The sequence below is a fragment of the Rhizobium jaguaris genome, assembly GCF_003627755.1.
In the GTDB taxonomy this organism is placed as follows: domain Bacteria; phylum Pseudomonadota; class Alphaproteobacteria; order Rhizobiales; family Rhizobiaceae; genus Rhizobium; species Rhizobium jaguaris.
In genome coordinates this window covers 274,925-291,042 of record NZ_CP032696.1, presented here as the reverse complement: position 1 = coordinate 291,042, position 16,118 = coordinate 274,925, and the positions used below count along the sequence as shown (strand labels likewise).

General features: G+C 57.1%; 13 protein-coding genes and 6 pseudogenes. 17 read left to right on the top strand and 2 right to left on the bottom strand.

Annotated elements, in window-relative coordinates; all coding sequences use genetic code 11:
• Positions 1–26: 26 nt before the first annotated feature.
• The 15 genes and pseudogenes from CCGE525_RS35520 to CCGE525_RS35450 all read left to right on the top strand — a co-directional run.
• A pseudogene (locus tag CCGE525_RS35520) lies at positions 27–823 on the top strand (thiamine pyrophosphate-dependent dehydrogenase E1 component subunit alpha); the annotation flags it as partial.
• Positions 768–1,004 carry a reverse transcriptase domain-containing protein gene (locus CCGE525_RS39755; RefSeq protein ID WP_425375932.1) on the top strand — a complete coding sequence of 79 codons (237 nt, stop codon included), beginning with the start codon at positions 768–770 and terminating at the stop codon, positions 1,002–1,004. The pseudogene CCGE525_RS35520 and the gene CCGE525_RS39755, both read left to right, overlap by 56 nt.
• A 3-nt stretch (positions 1,005–1,007) precedes the next feature.
• Positions 1,008–1,121, top strand: a pseudogene (locus CCGE525_RS40045) (group II intron maturase-specific domain-containing protein); the annotation flags it as partial.
• Between the two features lie 176 nt (positions 1,122–1,297).
• A pseudogene (locus tag CCGE525_RS35510) lies at positions 1,298–1,489 on the top strand (IS630 family transposase); the annotation flags it as partial.
• Between the two features lie 174 nt (positions 1,490–1,663).
• Complete coding sequence (locus CCGE525_RS35505) at positions 1,664–1,855, top strand: Rossmann-fold NAD(P)-binding domain-containing protein (RefSeq protein WP_120709001.1); 192 nt, start codon at positions 1,664–1,666, stop codon at positions 1,853–1,855.
• A 539-nt stretch (positions 1,856–2,394) separates the two neighbouring features.
• Positions 2,395–3,159, top strand: coding sequence for a maleate cis-trans isomerase family protein (locus tag CCGE525_RS35500; protein WP_120709000.1), 765 nt, complete (start codon positions 2,395–2,397; stop codon positions 3,157–3,159).
• 806 nt (positions 3,160–3,965) lie between these two features.
• A complete protein-coding gene (gene ehuB / locus CCGE525_RS35490; protein ID WP_120708998.1) occupies positions 3,966–4,850 on the top strand; it encodes an ectoine/hydroxyectoine ABC transporter substrate-binding protein EhuB in 885 nt (294 codons plus the stop codon).
• A gap of 69 nt (positions 4,851–4,919) precedes the next feature.
• The gene (gene ehuC / locus CCGE525_RS35485; protein WP_120708997.1) at positions 4,920–5,591 is read left to right on the top strand and encodes an ectoine/hydroxyectoine ABC transporter permease subunit EhuC; all 672 of its coding nucleotides are present in this window, start codon (positions 4,920–4,922) and stop codon (positions 5,589–5,591) included.
• Entirely contained in the window at positions 5,588–6,256 is a 669-nt protein-coding gene (gene ehuD / locus CCGE525_RS35480; protein ID WP_120708996.1) for an ectoine/hydroxyectoine ABC transporter permease subunit EhuD, read from the top strand. The genes ehuC and ehuD overlap by 4 nt, the downstream gene beginning before the upstream one ends.
• A gap of 112 nt (positions 6,257–6,368) precedes the next feature.
• Entirely contained in the window at positions 6,369–7,145 is a 777-nt protein-coding gene (ehuA, locus tag CCGE525_RS35475) for an ectoine/hydroxyectoine ABC transporter ATP-binding protein EhuA (protein ID WP_120709189.1), read from the top strand.
• Between the two features lie 326 nt (positions 7,146–7,471).
• On the top strand, positions 7,472–8,080 hold the full coding sequence (locus CCGE525_RS35470; RefSeq protein ID WP_120708995.1) for an adenylate kinase: 609 nt from the start codon (positions 7,472–7,474) through the stop codon (positions 8,078–8,080).
• Between the two features lie 125 nt (positions 8,081–8,205).
• Positions 8,206–8,409, top strand: a complete 204-nt coding sequence (locus tag CCGE525_RS38640; RefSeq protein WP_162950424.1) for a hypothetical protein — start codon at positions 8,206–8,208, stop codon at positions 8,407–8,409.
• 120 nt (positions 8,410–8,529) lie between these two features.
• A complete protein-coding gene (locus CCGE525_RS35465; RefSeq protein ID WP_120708994.1) occupies positions 8,530–10,005 on the top strand; it encodes an NAD-dependent succinate-semialdehyde dehydrogenase in 1,476 nt (491 codons plus the stop codon).
• A gap of 617 nt (positions 10,006–10,622) precedes the next feature.
• Positions 10,623–10,781: a hypothetical protein gene (locus CCGE525_RS38635; RefSeq protein ID WP_162950423.1), complete on the top strand. Its 159-nt coding sequence runs from the start codon at positions 10,623–10,625 to the stop codon at positions 10,779–10,781.
• Entirely contained in the window at positions 10,774–12,999 is a 2,226-nt protein-coding gene (locus CCGE525_RS35450; RefSeq protein ID WP_120708991.1) for a recombinase family protein, read from the top strand. The genes CCGE525_RS38635 and CCGE525_RS35450 overlap by 8 nt, the downstream gene beginning before the upstream one ends.
• 17 nt (positions 13,000–13,016) lie before the next feature.
• Here the strand turns inward: CCGE525_RS35450 and CCGE525_RS35445 are convergent.
• Both CCGE525_RS35445 and CCGE525_RS35435 read right to left on the bottom strand, forming a co-directional pair.
• Positions 13,017–13,466 (bottom strand): annotated as a pseudogene (locus tag CCGE525_RS35445) (reverse transcriptase domain-containing protein); the annotation flags it as partial.
• Between the two features lie 537 nt (positions 13,467–14,003).
• Positions 14,004–14,488: pseudogene (locus CCGE525_RS35435) on the bottom strand (IS66 family transposase); the annotation flags it as partial.
• Between the two features lie 16 nt (positions 14,489–14,504).
• On the opposite strand from CCGE525_RS35435, the pseudogene CCGE525_RS39345 reads away from it, so the two are divergent.
• Together CCGE525_RS39345 and CCGE525_RS35425 are read left to right on the top strand one after the other, a co-directional pair.
• A pseudogene (locus tag CCGE525_RS39345) lies at positions 14,505–14,990 on the top strand (IS110 family transposase); the annotation flags it as partial.
• 457 nt (positions 14,991–15,447) lie between these two features.
• The gene (locus tag CCGE525_RS35425) at positions 15,448–16,107 is read left to right on the top strand and encodes a recombinase family protein (protein WP_120708990.1); all 660 of its coding nucleotides are present in this window, start codon (positions 15,448–15,450) and stop codon (positions 16,105–16,107) included.
• Positions 16,108–16,118 lie beyond the last annotated feature (11 nt).

The window sequence follows — 16,118 nt, the reverse complement described above, 5'->3', positions numbered from 1 at the left end:
GCGCGCTGCTTTCGGCGTGAAGCTGTGGAACTATGCTGGCCCAGATGCAGCTCATACGTGCATTCGAAGAGAAGTGCTGGAGCTTGCGGGACAGGGACTTGTGCACGGCCCCGCCCATTCAGCCATCGGTCAGGAAGGAGGCGCGGTCGGCTCGGCCGTGTCGATGCGGCCTTCAGATCAGGTCAACGGCTCCCATCGTGCTCATCATCAGTTCTTGGCGAAGGTCCTAAGTTATGTCGCGCAGGACGGTATCGATCCGAAGGCCGAATTCGGATCGGAGATCCGCACTCTGGCGCAGCGAACGCTGGCGGAAATTCTCGGACTATCACAAGGTTTCTGCCGCGGCCGCGGCGGTTCCACGCATCTGCGCTGGGCCGAATCCGGCAATCTCGGCACGAACGCCATCGGCGGCGGCGGCGTACCGATGGCGGCAGGCGCCACCTGGGCCCACAAACGGGCAGGCACTGGCGACGTCGTCTATACGTATTTTGGTGACGGCGCGACAAACATCGGCTCCGTCCTGGAGACCATGAACCTTGCTGCGGCGTGGAAGGTGCCGATCTGCTTCTTCATTGAGAACAACCGCTATGCGGTTTCAACCCACGTGGAAGAGGTGACGGCAGAGCCGAGGCTGTCGTCTCGTGGCCTCGCTTTTGCCATCCCATCTTTTAAGGTTGATGGCATGGACCCGCTCGCCGTCCATCTCGCGTCCGAAGAGGCGAACGCTATTATGCGGGACGGTGGCGGGCCGACGATCATCGAAGCGGATGCTGTACATCGAAAGATGGCTGACAGCGCCTATGGAGAAGAATGGAGAAATCGTTGCGCGAACACGCGGTACCCCGCAAGGGGGCGTGGTCAGCCCAATCCTATCCAATCTTTTCCTGCACTATGCATTTGACCTCTGGATGACGCGGTCGGATCCGAGCCCTCCATGGTGTCGATATGCCGACGATGGTGTGCCACGAAAGCATCGACAGAGATGGAGGTGCGGAACTGCATGAGAGATGAGGGTAGCATACTACGGCCGGTTCAGTCGTTCGGCACTGTCCACCCTGGTTGACTACGTCAATCAGAAGCTCAGGGCTTGGATCATGCGAAAGTTCAAGCGCTTTCAGTCTCATAAGACCCGAGCCAACCTCTTTCTAAGAAAACTGGCGCGGGAAAATCCGAGGCTGTTCGTGCACTGGCAAGTATTTGGAACGAATACGTTTACCGGACGCCACGCAAGACTTGGTACGCGGCTGCTCGCTAGGCTTTGCCGCGGCCGTCATCTCAGACGGCTGACTTCAACGCGCTTGCAAGGCGCAACCCCGACCTTAATCCGATCGAGCAGGCCTTTGCCAAGATCAAGCATTGGATGCGCCAAGCTCAAAAGCGAACCATCGACGACACTTGGCGCCATCTCGAATACCTCGTCGACGCCATCAAACCAGATGAATGCGCCAACTACTTCCAGAACGCCGGATATGCTTCTGCCAAAACATGAAACGCTTGTCGCACTGGCAGAGCTCGCGTTTCCCGGATTACCATCTTAAACCGCACGCCAACCAAATCCACAGAACTTGTAGCCCGTCTGCACGCTGATTTTCCCACCACCTCGTTTAACACTGAGAGGACGCCTGTTGGTCATGACCTTGTCGTCAACGGGACATCTCTCGGCATGAGCGAAAACGATCCTTCGCCGATCGATCCGCGGCTTCTTGAACACGGAAAGATGGTCGTCGACGTGATTATGTCGCCCGAGGAAACTGCCCTTTTGCGCTCGGCGAAGGAGCGTGGTTGCCTCGTTCATCCCGGGAGGGCCATGCTCGATGGACAGTTGTTCGAGATCTTCGACTTTCTCACAGCCTAAAAGCTTCACATCTCCGGATTAGCATCGGGCCCACCGAGTGACCGACGATCCGATAACCAGCAGAATTCGCATCTATCTCTGCCTATCCATAGCAGGTCATGGTTGGAGGAAGCACAAAGATGCAGCGACGCCGAAGGCAATTCGGGCTAGTGGCATTTGAGATATTCGCGCGAGCCCGTGCATCGTGCCGGACGATGGGGATATGGAGGCTGGGCTTATTGGCAAGTTCCGGGACGCGATATTTGAAGATTGCTCCGCATTGAACTAACGCCTCCGCTGCGGCATCGGGGTCATCCTTCAGGAGGAGCTTTAATTACGCGCAGATTCGACGGTTGTTTTCAGCTTTTCTTCGACCGTAAATATTTCATTGCGCCCATCAACCTTCCCCCACATCAGGCTGAGCACCCCACCGGGAGGATGGATTTCTGCGCGGTTGGTCCAATAACGCACGTTTCCTGCACCTTGATCGGAAATTCGCGAGTTAGAAATAACCCCCAATGCTACACTTGGGTCGAAGATTTAGGGGGAGAGTCGATCAGATGCCAACGCAAACAGCAGTCTCTACACCTCATGCAGAGCAATCGCATGCCGCCGTCGCCAGTGAACTCACCATTGGATTAATCGTATTGTCGACTGACACCCTCACCGAGCTCGAGTTGCGGCGAATGTTGCCTGATGACAATGTCAACTTTTCAGCCACGCGCATCAAAAACCAGGAACCTGGTACAATTGAGACCTTACGTGCCCATGTTCACGAGATTGCGAAAGCTGGTAACCTCTATGACCCGCCAGGCGCAGTCAACGTGTTTGCATATGCCTGTACGTCTGGATCCGTCATCATCTCGCAGGAAAAGCTTGAAAGCGAACTGCATCGATCCTTGCCCCGGTCACACCTGACCTCTCCCATGACGGGGGCGTTGCGGGCTTTTCGCAGACTCGGAGTGAAACGCGTCTCGATGCTTTCGCCGTACGGCGACGACGTTGTTTCACTAATGACCCAGTGCCTCAACGAGTGGGATGTCGCTGTTCTTTCGTCAGCATCATTCCACTCAAAAACTGACGAAGAAATCATTGCGATCTCACCTCAAAGCATATTGGACGCGGCATGTTCGATAGACCAGAATGAGTCCGAGGCCATCTTTATCCCGTGTACCGCGCTTAGGACGAGCAGCATAATCCAGATGGTGGAAGCTCGGTTGGGCAAGCCGGTTGTCACAGCCCACCAAGCAATGCTGTGGGACGCGTTGCGGATAGCTGGATACGAAAAACCAATAGCAGGCTATGGGCGACTCCTGACGCTGTAAGGAGTTGTTCTCCTTTTAACGGCCGCGAAACGTCATTGGACGGAGGCCACTAAAGGCGGCGAGACATGTGTCTGAGCATGTTCCCGCCCTCCTCTGAAGCCATTCGCAGGATTCCGGAGCACCAGAGGTCTATCAAGCAGCTCGCGCTCAGCAATGCCACCATACGAGGCAGTGAGTGAAAATTGCCGCCGGCCCCTCCGATCGAAAGGCCCAGAGTGATTCTTGCGATGGCCCATCGTCTAAGCGAAGCTCCCGTCATTCCCGACAGAGGGTGGGCGATATTAACACCGATTGCCAATCTCGGTGAAGGTCGGGCATTCGCTCCCCAATCCGCTATCGCCTGAAGAAATTCCAGAAAGTCTAGCCCTCCACACATCGCGGAGTTCGATGTGAAGAGCCAATCACTCAACGACCCGTGCGCCTTCTCCGACCGAATACGTGCGGCCTCTGCGTCGCCCATAGATACCCTCGTGCCTCAACCGCTGGGTGCTTAGGGCGGATCTTTCTCTGCACCGGAGTATCGTCGTATAAATATGAAATTGGCCGTTCTTTATGCGCTCGACGCCAAAATATGCAGATTTCCTGCGCAGAGCGTCGTCTATTAAAGGATAACGCCGAGCTAAGGTGGTAAATTCTAAAGGCGAGCCAGATGGTCCGATGCTGAACACTCGACAAAAGAAGAGATAAGGCACTGGGCACCCCTCGCATAAGGGAACTGCCGCTCAAATCTGAGACGAGATTGGATGCTACGGCTTTCACAACAACTGCGCCAGAACGCAGCGGCAAAACGAAACTGAGAGGAAAACATGAAAAAACGGAAACACGGTTCGACGTGGATCGATCACGCGCGGCGTCAGGTCTTGAGAGGCATTGCGATCGGCGTCGCTGCGATTGCGATCGCGCCATTTGCTGCCTCGGCCTCAGCGGAGTCTTTGCTCGAAAAGATCAAGAACGGCGAGACGATCCGAATTGGATTTTCTAACGAGATCCCCTGGGCCTATCCTGGTGACAATAACGAGCCCCTGGGCTTCGTAAATGCTATGGCGATCGACATTCTAAAGAAAATGGGCACGACGAAGATCGAGCCGGTGGAAACCGAATGGGGATCGCTCGTTCCGGGCCTGCAGGCCGGTCGCTTCGATATTATCACCGGCGGCATGTTTATTTACCCGGAACGGTGCCGCAACGTACTGTTCAGCGAACCGCTTGGCAACTTCACTGACGCGCTGCTGGTGCAAAAGGGCAATCCCAAGGATTTGCATTCCTACGAAGATGTGCGCGACAAGGGGCTAATCTTCGTCACTGCGTCGGGTTGGGAGGCAGTGAAATCTGCGAAAAGGGTCGGAATACCTGATGACAAGGTCTTGAAGGTCGCAGGGGCGCCGGAGGTTACGCAAGCGGTGAAGGCCGGTCGCGCCGACGCCGGTGCTGGCGATTATTTCACGCTCAAGAAGGTCGTGGAAAACGACAACAGCCTCGAACTAGCTGATCCGTACACCTCCCCTGATCCTGCCGGTTATCCGGCCTTTGCATTCCTTCCCAGCCAGCAGGCTGAGGTTGATGCGTTCAATGCCGCGATGAAGGATTACATTGGAACCGACGCGATGTTGGCTGCGGTGAGTAAGTACGGGTATACAAAGAAAAACCTGCCGAACGGCACCAAAACCGCTGATCTCTGCAAGCAGCCTTGATTTAGTGACGCCGGAGATTTGTCCTGTCCTCCCCGGCACTGACCGGGGAGGACTTGCGGAGGAAAACTAATGAATCAACTCGCACTTGGCTTCAGCCTTGAGGCGCTCGTGAAGGGCGTGACATCCACTCTACTTATCACAATCGGAGCCTCCTTGGTTGCGATCATCCTAGGTTTGATCGCTGGGCTGCTCCGGGTGTCACCGCTTTGGCCGTTGCGCTGGATTGCAATTGTCTACATTGAATTTTTTCGCGGCACGTCGATGCTGGTGCAAATCTACTGGTGGTTTTTTGTATTGCCAATCTTCGGCATCTTCCTTTCCCCCTGGGCAGTGGCGGTCTTCGGAATAGGTCTAAATTGTTCTGCCTATGGCGCGGAACTGGTTCGTGCTGCCCTTCAAGGTGTAGATCGTGGCCAATATGAAGCAAGTATCGCTCTTAACTATCCCCGCCTTACCATGATGCGCCGGATTGTACTCCCACAAGCAGTACGTGCGATGCTACCCGCTTGGGGAAATCTTCTTATCGATTTGCTTAAGGGTACATCGCTTGTCTTCTTTGTTACCATCACTGATTTTACTGCCGCGACAAAGTTCGCAGCCGACGCTACAGGCAAGTACCTCTTGTTCTTCGGGGTGGCGCTTTTTGGCTATTACATCATTGCGCGAGCGTTCATAACGCCGCTCGTCCGGTTTCTGGAACGTCGGCTTTCGAAAGGCTTCGTGCGGGAGACGTTTGCGTGAACATTTGGGATTGGTCTTATGTTTGGGAGGCACTCCCATATCTCTACCGCGGCTCGATCGTCACGGTAGAAGCGACTCTGCTCGGCTTCGCAATCGCCTCGGTGCTGGGCTTGGTCTTTGCTCTGATCCGCCAGTCGCCAAATCGATATGTTTCGACCGCCATGGCGGAGGTTATCGAATTCATTCGCTCAACGCCCCTCCTTGTGCAGGTGTTCTTCGTCTACTTTGTTGGTCCGCAATTCGGAATCGTGATTTCTGCCTGGGTAGCGGGCGTCGGCGCGCTCGGCATTCACTACGCTACTTATTGCTCGGAATGCTATCGCGGTGGCATTGAAAACGTTGATGGAGGACAATGGGAGGCTTGCACAGCACTCAATCTGTCGCGGGTGCGGGCTTGGCGCGCTATAATTCTTCCGCAGGCGATACCGCCCGTTGTGCCAGCGTTGGGTAACTACCTCATCAGCATGTTTAAGGACACGCCTATCTTGGCGGCCATTGCGATACTCGAGATACTGCAACAGGCGAAAAACTTTGGTTCGGACAATTATCGCTTCATCGAAGTGATAACAATGGTCGGCTTTTTCTACCTTGTCTTTAGTTTGGTCGCTTCCGCCATAGTGCAGGTAGTGAGCTTCTGGCTTAACCGCCGCTACCATTTGCAATAGGAGATGCACGATGAGCGATCTAAAGGTCCACGTTGACAACCCTGAAATGCTCTATCGCATGCCAAACGTCACGGGTAAGTCCAGTCTCGACACCCCATGCTATGAGGAAGTTATGACTAAGCCCATGGTCCGCTTCGAGAATGTCGCGAAACGATACGGCGCGTTGACAGTACTTGACAATCTCAATCTTGAGATTGCCCGAAATGAGAAGGTCTCGATCATTGGCCCGTCCGGATCGGGCAAAACAACGGTTTTGCGCATGCTGATGACGCTGGAGCGCATCAACGGCGGAGTGATCTGGGTGGATGCGGAACCGCTCACGCACATGGAGAAGAAAGGTCAACTGGTCCCAGCGAGCGACCGTCATCTGCGGCGCGTACGGGGCAAGATTGGCATGGTGTTTCAGCACTTTAACTTATTCCCACACATGACCGCCCTGCAGAACTGCATGGAGGCTCCGGTTTCGGTGCTTGGTCTCACGAAGCAGGAAGCGGAAGGCCGGGCGGTGGATCTACTCAACTTGGTTGGCCTGAGCGACAAGAAAAATCATTTCCCCATCCAGCTCTCCGGCGGCCAGAAGCAGCGCGTGGCTATCGCTCGCGCGCTCGCAATGCGTCCGAAGGTTATGCTTTTCGACGAGGTAACGTCGGCTCTTGACCCGGAACTCGTCGGGGAGGTGCTTAACGTCATCCGCAAACTTGGCGCCGAGCACGACCTGACCATGTTGATGGTGACACACCAAATGGGGTTTGCGAAGGAGTTTTCCGACCGCGTCTGTTTCTTCGATGGTGGAAAGATTGTCGAGCAAGGTCCACCAGAACAACTCTTTGGTAGCCCGCAAAATGCGCGGACGCGACAGTTCCTCAATGCCGTGCTAGAGGCTGGATAGTGCAATCGGAGGCATCCGCAATTCCCTACTCTGAATGCGATTTCTAGTGTCGTATCAATGTGACGAAAGAATTGGAAGTCTTAGCGGGGCAGAAATCGCGGTGTCCACTGTGATGGCGGGTGAGGTCGACAGCGAAAAATCGCGCCAGGAACTATAGCAAATCGTGCGCCGGATTTTCCGCAAGATCCCCGAAGACGACTTCGGTTCTTTGGTGATACCCCGCCTCTCGCAGGCCCTGCGGTCGTCGATGATCTTGTCAACAGCCGGCACAACCGCTTATGCGCGGTGTAACAAAATACGAACCACATCTAGGATGAGGGAAGACATTGAAATTGATTTTGTTAGGCCCACCGGGGGCTGGAAAAGGTACCCAAGCCAACCGCATCTCTGAACGGTTTGGGATCCCGCATCTCTCGACCGGTGACATGCTCCGGGCGGAAATACGATCTGGAACATCATTGGGGAATACGCTCCGGGCGAAGATAGACGCTGGCATTCTCATCAATGACGAAACGATCTCTGAAATCGTCGCTCTTCGGCTCAATCAGCCGGATGCAGCGTCGGGTTTCATACTTGACGGTTTTCCACGCACACTGGCTCAGGCCAACGCATTGGACAAAATGCTGATTGGAAGTACCATTTCTGCAGTCGTCGAGCTTGTTGTCAACGAAGACGTATTATCCGAGCGAATCCGCTCGCGTGCCGCTCAGGCGATGAGTGCAGGAGCGGAGGTTCGATCAGACGATAATCTGTCAACACTCCAAGTGCGATTAAATGCTTACTATGAAGCGACGCGTCCGTTGTCGCGGCACTATGATATGAAAGGGCTTTTAAAGCAGGTAAACGGCCTTGCCTCGATCGAGGAAGTCGATAAGGAGATCGCAAGCGTACTCAACAGCATCCTGTACAGACTGACCCCGGGGGATCTAATTTGAGCGCCGGGATCCCGGCGGCGATTGCAGAGCTCCCTACTGGGAAATGTCACCAATCACATAACCAGTGCTAAGCTCCCAACGGTTCGAGGCGACCTTCTGGTCTTGCCTGAAGCCGATGACTTCGGATGAATTGGCTGGTTAACGGCCGGCGGAATCGGCGGCCTTTGGGTGAATACCGGCTTGGACAAATCGACGCAGCCATGTACATCGGCTTCGCGTGGATCGCCAGCGATATCGCCGGTGGCGGAAAGCCGCAGATCGACCTTACCGAGTTGGTGGACGGTTTCTATCTCGACCTTTGCCCTTCAGCAAGGGCCCTGGCCGGCTGAATGGCTCATACAGGCTTTCACGTTTTGTAGCCGGAGCGATCGGTAGGGGTCGCTTCGGTTCAGCCTTTTTGACGACAAGTGGTTAGACACTGCCACACGCTCAAGCCAGGAGGATCACCGTTGACATTGACGCCGTCGCTAACCGCACATCTAAAAAACCCCGAGATATTCGCCGAACTCGCGTCGCTCCCTGATCTTAGCGCAACAGGCGGTGCCAAGCGCTTTCCGGTGCTCAATCCGTCCACCGGCGAGCTCTTGGCTATTCTTCCTGACATGGAGGCGGCGGATGTCGGGGTGGCAATTGATCGGGCAGACGCCGCAAGAGTAGATTGGGCGGGACTCCCCGCCCGCGCGCGATCCGATGCCTTGTGGCAATGGCACCAACTGATCCTCTACCACAGCGACGATCTTGCCGCCATCTTGACGGCCGAGATGGGTAAGCCGCTCGCCGAGGCGAAATCCGAAATCGCCCATGCCGCGGCTTATCTGCAATGGTATGCGGAGGAAGCCAACCGCATCTATGGTGAGACGATCTCGGCATCCTCCAACGATCGCCGCATGCTGGTGATCAAACAGCCGATTGGCGTTATCGGCGCGATCACCCCCTGGAATTTCCCAGCATCGATGGTCGCGCGCAAGATATCACCGGCGCTCGCCGCCGGGTGTACTGTCGTCCTGAAACCTGCCGAGCAAACACCGCTTGTTGCCGGCGCGATGTTTGCCCTTGCCCGGCAGGCAGGGTTTCCCAATGGCGTCCTCAACCTGATATATGCGTCCGAAGGGGATGCGGTTGGCCGCCAACTCTGCTCCAATCCGAAAGTTCGCAAGATTAGCTTCACCGGTTCGACCGAGGTCGGCCGGCTGTTGATGCGGCAATGTTCGGATCAGATCAAGAAGGTCAGCTTCGAACTCGGCGGCAATGCGCCCTTCATTGTGTTTGACGATGCCGATGTCGATGGGGCGGTCGAGGGCGCGATCCAAGCGAAATTCCGCAATGCCGGCCAGACCTGTGTTTCAGCGAACCGGCTGTATGTCCATTCGAGTGTCCATGACGAATTTGCGGAAAAATTTGCCGAGCGGGTGCGCACTCTACGTGTCGGCGACGGCTTCAAAACGGACGTCGCAATCGGCCCGCTGATCGATGTGCGGGCGATTGCTAAGATTGAGGCCCATGTGAGCGACGCTGTGATCAAAGGGGCGACGATCCGCTGTGGCGGCAACCGGATCGGCCCGTCCGGGACATTCTTCGAGCCGACGGTGATCACCGAGGTGACAGGTACGATGCGGCTCGCACGTGAGGAAACTTTCGGTCCTCTGGCACCGATCATCCGCTTCGATGATCCGGACCAGGTTGTGCACGCGGCGAACGACACGATCTACGGCCTTGCCGCCTATTTCTATGCCTCCAACCTCAAACGAGTTTGGCGCGTTGCCGAAGCGCTGGAATATGGGATGGTTGGCATCAACACTGGCCGCATGTCGTCCGAAGCAGCACCTTTCGGCGGCTTAAAGCAGTCGGGGATTGGGCGGGAGGGCTCGCGTCACGGGCTCGAGGATTATCTCGAGATGAAATATCTATGTATCGGCGGGCTTTAGCCTGCCACCCCCCGCAAGCTGAATAATGCTCGAGACACTATCAACTGAACCGCCATGGCAATGGGTGAGTAGGCCGGAGGGATTTCACCTGCCAGCCTCTCGCAGAACGGTGCGTGAACCTCTCGATTCACACCGCTCCCATCAGGTAAACGTATTCGTTCCGAACGCCTTCCAATGGACGAACCATCGGCGCTACCGGCCATCTTTCGATGTACAGCAGGGCCCAATTGCATGTGACATGCTTCCTGACTGCTTTCAGCAGGAGATCATGCGGAAGATTGTCAAAGGAAACGTCGCCAGAATACCCATCACCAGGATCTACCGACGTCGATAGCTGTTACCCGCTCGGGACACGCCTTCGAAGGGCGTGTTCTGCCGGTCGTCAAGCGACTGGTGAGCCGAGGCATGCCATTGCTGCTTGTGGAATTACCCGATGGCAGTCGCAGTCACATTCCCGTGGCGTGGACGGATATCGGCGATACGGGCGTTTCCTCCTCCGACGCCACTGCAAACCACATAGCCATCTGTCGGCTCGCAGATCTTCAGCATTTGCGCTTTGTGGCCGACGCTCTTCTTCAGCGGCGTGATGAGTCGCCGCCCGCTCAAGGAGAAGGCATATGCAACTGAAGCTGACATTTGCCGAGGAAGACAGCAACCGGCATTCCGAACCGCCTGCCTGTGAGAAGCTGGACGCCGAGGCGCGGGCAAAGGCGTTGCGCCGACTTGCCCTGATGATCGCACGCATGCTGACAGCCAGGGAGGCCTGCGATGATTGAACACAGCAAGATTGCCACTGGCCATCTGGCACGGCAGGCTGTCGTCTCCCTGCGTCAGTCGAGCGCCTCGCAGGTGGAGAACAACCGCGAATCGACCGATCGGAAGTACGCCCTTTCTGGCCGGGCGCGTGAACTGGGCTGGCCTGCCGAGCGCATCGTGGTCATCGACGAAGATCTCGGCCTGTCCGGCTCCGGCAGTGTCATGCGCTCGGGCTTCGCTCGGCTGACGAGCGAGGTTGCACTGGCCCGGGTCGGCATCGTGCTTGGCCTCGAGGTCTCGCGGCTGGCGCGCAATAATGCAGACTGGCATCGGCTGATCGAGTTGGCGGGCCTGACCGACACGTTGATCGGGGACGCCGACGGAATTTATCACCCGGCCTTGTTCAACGACAGACTCTTGCTCGGTCTGAAGGGTGCCATGAGCGAGGCGGAATTGCACGTCCTTCGGGCTCGGCTGGACGGAGGCATCCGCAACAAGGCAGCACGCGGCGAATTGCGCCGCGGCTTGCCTGTCGGCTTCATCTGGGGCGAGGACGATGGTGAGATCCTCATCCATCCCGACGAAGCGGTCTCCCATGTCATCCGCACGATCTTTGCCCGCTTCGCCGAACTGGGTTCTGCACGTCGCGTCTGGTTGTGGCTGCGCGCGAACGATATCAAATTCCCGCTACGCCTCGGCGAACATCAGGATTTACGCTGGAGCGAGGCAAGCTATCATGGCGTTCACGCTGTTCTTGCCAATCCGGTCTATGCGGGCGCGTATGTTTATGGCAAGAATCGTCATGAGACAGTGCTCGACGAAACCGGCGCACGGCGCAAGCGGGTGCGCAAACTGCCAAGGGACGAATGGCAGGTGCTGATCAAGGACCATCATCAGGGCTATATCGACTGGCCGTCTTTCGAGGTCAACCAACAGCGCATGGCAACCAATACACAGCCGCGTCCGCATTCCGACGCAAGCAGGCACTCTGCTGGTGCGGTTCGCGAAGGAGGCGCATTGCTTCAGGGTATTGCCCATTGTGGTCATTGCGGACGACGGTTACGCACCCACTATCGCGGCCGCAACGCGGCGCCCGGCTATCATTGCGCTGGCAAGATCATCGTTGACGGACGGGGCGTCTATTGTCTCAATATCGGCGGCGTGCAGATCGATGAGGCGGTGGCTGCAGCTTTCCTGGAGGCACTTGAACCAGCGCGCCTAACCGCCACGATTGAAGCCGCCGAACGTCTGGAAAGCGATCGGGAAGCAACCCTCAAGCAGTCGCGGCTCGACGTGGAACGGGCGCAGTTCGCCGTCAACCGTGCCAAGCGCCGCTATCGCGCTGTCGATCCTGACAATCGCCTGGTCGCCCGCTCCCTGGAACGGGAGTGGGAAGAAGCCCTGCGCGCGCTGGAGGTGGCCAAGACGGAATTGGCACGCCGAGAGGAGGCGCGTCCACGGCTGTTGTCGTCCCAGGAGCGGGCAAATCTGCTCACCCTTGGCGTCGATCTGGTGAGCGTCTGGCATGCACCATCGACCACAGCACGCGACCACAAGGAATTGCTGCGGACATTGATCGAGGAAGTCACCCTCCATGTCGATCGAGACAATGCTTGCGCACGTCTGACGCTGCGCTGGAAAGGTGGTGCGATTGGTCAACTCGAGGTCGCCCTGCCGCGCTCGCGCCCGGCAACGGTCCGGACCGACGAGGACACTTTGACGCTGGTGCGGCGACTGGCTCCGCACTATCCGGACGCCGTTATTGCCGGTGTTCTCAACCGCCAGGGCCGGCAGACAGCACGCGGACATCGATTCGATGCCAACCGCGTCGGCAATTTGCGGCGCCATTGGAATATTCCTGCCTGCAAGGCCCGGCCGCAAACCGCGGACGGCGACATTCTGACCATCCGTCAGGCAGCCAGCGTCCTTGGCGTGGCGCCGTCAACCCTTCACCGCCACTTGAACGACGGCCTCATTCGAGGCGAACAGATCACGCCCGGTGCTCCCTGGCGCATCCGACTGACAGACGAGCTCAAGGCCCGCTTCCTCACCACACCGGACGATGGCTTCGAACCCATCCGCGATGCATTGGATACCCTCGGGCTTTCCCGCCAAGCTCTGTTGCAGCGAGTGAGACACGGTGAGTTGGAATCAGTCTATGTCATCCGTGGACAGAGAAAAGGTCTATGGATCAAGACCATAGATCAAAACCCAACCCTCTTCGAACACATGCTATGAGCCAGGGGGCATTATGAAAGTCGATCCAACAGCCCTTTGATGTCGAATTCGAGAACCCGATCATACTTCCAGCACCGCTGGCGCGTCACGCCCACGGCATCCAGGGCCGATTTTCCCGGCCTGTAACCGTAGGAGTCGGGAAGAAAGAGGGAGTCCAAATCCGGCTCGATCATCTGCTTGACCACCATCTGCGCGATCCGATCGTCGACGGTGGGCACACCCAAAACCCGTTCGCCTCCAGTCTTCTTCGGAATGGAGACGGCGCGCACCGGCGGCGGAAAGTACGTCCCAGAGGACATCCGATTCCAGATCTTGTAGAGATTTCCTGCAAGGTCTTTCTCAAACATCTCCAGGGTCTGCCCATCCACCCCGGCTGCACCATGGTTGGCTTTGACCGTTTTGTAAGCTTCGTACACTTGCCGTTTCTCAATTCGAAACGGCTTGTCTGTCGTACCTATCGAAGTCATCCTGTTTCCAGTTGTTCCAAACAATACGACCACCTGATCGGACCCCTTTGCTCTGCCCCCATTACACGGCCTTCAACGCTCGTACAGGTCGGTCTGCCCCAGTCTCCTGCATCGGTATTCTCGCCTTGCGGTTTGCTCCGCTTGAGCTTCTCCCTTGGCATCAGGAGCCTGGTTCCTGCAGTTCCGCGTGAAAGCCTATGTCCAACTCACGCCCCCTCTACGCTGGTCGCCGACCGCCCGGTCATCAGGCACCCGACGGAGTGTCCCAGGATGACGAAACGGTCCTGGTTTCGACGACACTTAAGTTCACAACGACGCGTCCTCGGAGGGTTCACTTTCGTTCGTCTTTTGGACATGCATCTGCTCGGATCTCGTCCGAACGTTTCATCCGACGCTCACCACCACGGCTCTTTACCGCAGCAGCTCGGACTGGTTTGAGACCTGCTCCTGAAAGCCGATCCCGGAGGGCCGTCCCCCATCATTCACGCAGCTTTACGCTACGGTCTTAGTTCATATTGAACTCCTTCCGCTGCTCTGCAGCACACTCTCGTCACAGAGCACCCTCGGCTGCGAGCGGATGAAGGCAAGCAGCTCGTCATGGAGAAGCTCCAGCCACCAGGCGACCCGCGTGACCCAGGCGCCGAGTGTTCCCCGATCAATGATGACGCCGCAGGAGGCCTGCATCTGCGCCTGGCGATTGAGCGGGAGATGCCAGGTAAACTTCGAAAAAGCGACATGCGCGGCAAACGCCGTGGTCACCATGCCACCGTCCATCACGCGCGCTGGTGCCAACGCCTGCACAACAACGCTTTCGCAAGCCCGGCAGGCATAGCGCGGCCGGATCGTCCGTTTGACCCGGACAACGCAGGCACGATGTCGAGCGCCTTGCTGACGTCCGTGCCGATGCAATGAAGTTCGAACGAACAGCAAGGGGAAGTCTTGCTCTCCGGCTCGATGATCTCGTCATAACGCGGAAGGTGCTTGGGCAAACGGCCGATATTGCGGGCTGGCGATCGCCGTGCACCATTATCGACATGATTCTATCATGCGCTGACGGCCGAGGGAATTCCTGCAATCTGCATCGAAGCGCGGCACGCACAAAAGGTCTTGAACGAGACGCTCAACAAGACCGACGCCAATGATGCGGATGGGTTGGCGCAACTGGCTGAAGCCGGCTTCTACAGGTGGTCCGGGTAAAAGCGTTCGACAGCATGCTTACGCCCCTTAATCGGGGCTCGAAATCAGCTTCTGAGCGTCTCAACCCAGCTAAGCAACCAGGTTCGCGGCCTAATGAAGACGTTCGGTCTCGTCCCTAAAGGAACAGGTCGGGCGTTCGATGGCAATGTGAGAGAGCTTCTAGCTGGGAATGACAACCTCGCACGGATCATCTTGCCTCTGCTCGATGCGTGGCGAGACATACGCAAACGCGCGGCTGATCTTGATCGCCAACTGCTCGCAGCGGCGCGACAGAGTCAGGCGACAAAGCTTTTAATGACGATACCGGGCATCGGTGCAACAACCTCATAATGCCCGCTATCAGTCGGGCGAAACGATTGTCCGTCACCGATTTCATCCGCGTTACGGAGAAACGGTGATTGTTGCCGGGTGCAGGCGGTATGGTGAGGAGGTCGCTTTGATCTTCCGCCAGCCTGACGGGACCCTGGCGCATTTGCCGTTCTGGATGACGGAAGATCGTGCGGAGACGATGATGGTGACGGAGTCTCCCCGTCAGCCGCTAGCGCATCTGCGTGAACTTCGTGTGGAGCTCGATGCCTGTTTAAGCTTGCTGCGCGACGATTCCCGTCGCGAAGAAGGAGACAAGCATGAAACAGCGCCAACCCCGTCAGCGCCAATTGAACCTCTTTCCACCCGAGACACTGCCGGCACCGATAGTAGCGCCAGAGCGGAGCAAGCTACTGCCCCTGGTAAGCGCGCTCCTGTCGGAGTCCCTCGACGTGTCCGGCAGTGACGGAGGTCAGTGATGAAGATCACAGATGACCACCTGACGCGCGGCGCCTTCATCTACATTCGCCAATCGACTGTCGACCAGCTTGCCAACAATCATGAGAGCCGGCGGCGTCAATATGGCCTTGCCGAGCATGCCCGTGCTCTTGGCTGGACGGATGTGACAGTCATCGATGACGACCTTGGGCGCTTGGGTTCGGGCGTGAACCGTCCAGGCTTCGAGAAGCTGTTGACAGCGATTTGTGAGGGCCGCGTCGGCGCGGTATTTGCAATCGAGGTGTCGCGCTCGGCGCGTAATGGACGTGACTGGCACACGCTGATCGAATTTTGCGGCTTGGTTAACGCGGTGATCGTGGATGAAGACGGGATTTACGATGCTCGCCACCCTAACGACCGGCTTTTGCTTGGCATGAAGGGGACAATGAGCGAGCTCGAGCTGTCGCTCCTGCGGGTCCGTTCGATGGAGGCCTTGATGCAAAAGGCTCGACGGGGTGAGTTCTTCTTCGCGGTTGCCGTCGGCTATGTGAAAGTGGGCAGTGACAAAATCGAAAAGGATCCCGACCAGCGTGTACGGGAGGCGATTGGGCTGGTCTTCACGCGCTTTGCCGAAATGAGAGCTGGCTCGGGAAATTTGGACAGCAAGGATAAGTGGAATTTCTGCCTGACTTCGGCTTAGATGCCGGGAAC